Below are 2,609 nucleotides of genomic sequence, written 5' to 3' on the forward strand. Positions count from 1 at the left end.
CCGTGCGGTCGAGCGCGCCGAGCGACGGGATGTCGACGTTCCGGGCCGTTCTTGCCATGATTCTGGTCCGCTGAAATTGTTCCAAACCGGCTCTACAGCATAAACCAGTTTGGAGCCACAATCGACGCATGCCGGGCCATCGCCTGATCCATTCCAACCCCCACACGACCGTGGAGCCGACATGTACGTCCCCGCCGAATTCAACGAATCCAACCCCGACGCGCTGCGCGAGCTGATCGTGCAGCATCCGTTCGGCAGCCTGATCACGCACGGCAAGAGCGGGCTCGACGCGAACCATATCCCGTTCGAACTGCTGCCCAGCGATGGCGGGCTCGGCGAACTGCATGCGCACGTCGCGCGCGTGAATCCGGTCTGGCAGGACGTTGCGAACGGCGACGAGGTGCTCGTGATCTTCCGCGCGGGCGACGCGTATATCTCGCCGACCTGGTATCCGAGCAAGCATGTGGCGCACCGGCAGGTGCCGACGTGGAACTACGTGGTCGTGCATGCGCACGGCCGCATCACGGTGCGCGACGACGAGAAGTTCGTGCGCGGCGTGGTCGCCCGGCTGACGCGCACGCACGAGGCATCGCAGCCGGTGCCGTGGAAGATGGGCGACGCGCCGACGGATTATCTCGACGAGATGCTGCAGTCGATCGTCGGGCTGCAGATCGAAATCACGCGGCTCGTCGGCAAGCGCAAGCTCGGACAGAACAAGGACGAGGCCGATATCCGCGGCGCCGGCGATGCGCTGGTCGCCAACGGCAACCTCGCGATCGGCGAAGCGATGATCGCGGCGGCCGACGCGAAGCGCGAGTGAGCGCCTTCGACAGGCAGGAATGCGCGGGCAAGCGCCACGCCCGCGCGCCGGCCCGTTACTGCGTGCGCGTCGTGCCCTTCGCGCCTTCGCCGGCCTGCGCGAGCGCGCCGCGAATCGCGGCCTCGGTCTTGTCGTACTCGCCTTCGCCATAGCGCGTATAGACGACCTTCCCGTTCGCGTCGATCAGGTACAGCGCGGGCCAATACTGGTTGCCGTACGCACGCCACGTGTCGTAGCGGTTGTCCTGCGCGACCGGATACCGGATGCCGAAGCGCTTGATCGCATCGGCGACGTTGCCCGCGTCGCGCTCGAATGGATACTCGGGCGTATGCACGCCGACCACGACGAGCCCCTGGTCGCGATACTTCCGGTCCCACTCCTTCACGTACGGAATCGTATGAATGCAGTTGATGCACGAGTACGTCCAGAAATCGACGAGCACGACCTTGCCGCGCAACTGGCCGAGTGTCAGCGGTGCGCTGTTGTGCCAGCGGTCGATTCCGGTGAAATCGGGCGCCGCCGTACCGGCCTGCGAAGTCGGCATGCCCGCGTCGTCGCGGGTGCCCGCGAAGGCGGCGAGCCCGGCCGTGGCGGCCAGGGCGATGACGAGGGTGGCGATCTTGAGTCGGGGCAGCATGGCGTTCTCCTGAGCGGGAGGCCGCGGCTCGGTGGCGGCGGCCGGACGGGTTTCGACAGGCCCCATTAGGCGGCGCCGACGTATCTGCGATGTGTCCGGCGAGCCACGCGTGTGCAATGTTGTGTGTCGTCGCGGCGGCGCGATACATTGGGATACAAACGCATGCCCGCCATGCGGTATAAAAGCGGACATCGCCTGCCCGACTACCTCGACACCGACAACGACTCATGGACAAGATCGACCACGTGCTGATCGTCGACGACGATCGCGCGATCCGCGAACTGATCGCGGACTATCTGGAGAAGAACGGCATGCGCGTGTCGCTGGCCGCGAACGGCCGCGAGATGCGCAACGTGCTGGACGACGGCGCGCCCGACCTGATCGTGCTCGACCTGATGATGCCGGGCGAGGACGGCCTCACGCTGTGCCGCGACCTGCGCGCCGGCAAGTTCCGCACGGTGCCCGTGCTGATGCTGACCGCGCGCGGCGAGGAAACCGACCGCATCATCGGCCTCGAGATGGGCGCCGACGACTACCTGGCCAAGCCGTTCGCGGTGCGCGAGCTGCTCGCGCGGATCCGCTCGGTGCTGCGCCGCGCGCGCATGCTGCCACCCGGCATGCAGGTGACGGAAACCGCGGAGATGCTCGCGTTCGGCGAATGGCGGCTCGACACGACCGGGCGCCACCTGCTCGATGCGGAAGGCACGCTGGTCGCGCTGAGCGGCGCCGAATACCGGCTGCTGCGCGTGTTCCTCGACAACCCGCAACGCGTGCTGACGCGCGACCAGTTGCTCAATCTCACGCAGGGGCGGCAGTCCGATCCGTTCGACCGGTCGATCGACCTGCTCGTGAGCCGGCTGCGCCAGCGCCTGCGCGACGGCGCGCGCGAACCGCGATACATCAAGACGCTGCGCAACGAGGGCTATGTGTTCTCGTCGGCCGTGACCGCCGTCGACGGTACGCCATGAGCGCGCGCATGCCGTGGCACTGGCCGCGCTCGCTGTTCGCGCGGCTCGCGCTGATCCTGTGCGTGGGCCTCGCGCTCGCGCAGACGCTGTCGTTCTGGCTCACCGTGACCGAGCGCGACCAGGCGACCACCAACCTGATGATGGGCTACATCGAGCGCGAGGTCGCGAGCTCGGTCGCGCTGCT

The 2,609-nt window shown here is 67.4% G+C and carries 3 protein-coding genes and 1 pseudogene; 3 read left to right on the forward strand and 1 reads right to left on the reverse strand.

Translation table 11 applies throughout. The annotated features are described in order from the left end of the window. Positions 1-181 precede the first annotated feature (181 nt). Positions 182-820 (forward strand): FMN-binding negative transcriptional regulator, encoded by a 639-nt coding sequence (locus tag JYJ84_RS33725; protein WP_175222981.1) that lies wholly within the window; start codon positions 182-184, stop codon positions 818-820. 55 nt (positions 821-875) lie between these two features. On the opposite strand, the gene JYJ84_RS33730 is transcribed toward JYJ84_RS33725, so the two are convergent. Next, entirely contained in the window at positions 876-1,457 is a 582-nt protein-coding gene (locus JYJ84_RS33730) for a thioredoxin family protein (protein WP_175222982.1), read from the reverse strand. A 227-nt stretch (positions 1,458-1,684) separates the two neighbouring features. Here JYJ84_RS33730 and JYJ84_RS33735 point away from each other — a divergent pair, with 227 nt between their 5' ends. Next, entirely contained in the window at positions 1,685-2,425 is a 741-nt protein-coding gene (locus JYJ84_RS33735; protein ID WP_034190595.1) for a response regulator, read from the forward strand. After that, positions 2,422-2,609, forward strand: a pseudogene (locus tag JYJ84_RS33740) (two-component sensor histidine kinase); the annotation flags it as partial. The gene JYJ84_RS33735 and the pseudogene JYJ84_RS33740, both read left to right, overlap by 4 nt.

The organism is Burkholderia sp. LMG 13014 (assembly GCF_905232215.1).
In the GTDB taxonomy this organism is placed as follows: domain Bacteria; phylum Pseudomonadota; class Gammaproteobacteria; order Burkholderiales; family Burkholderiaceae; genus Burkholderia.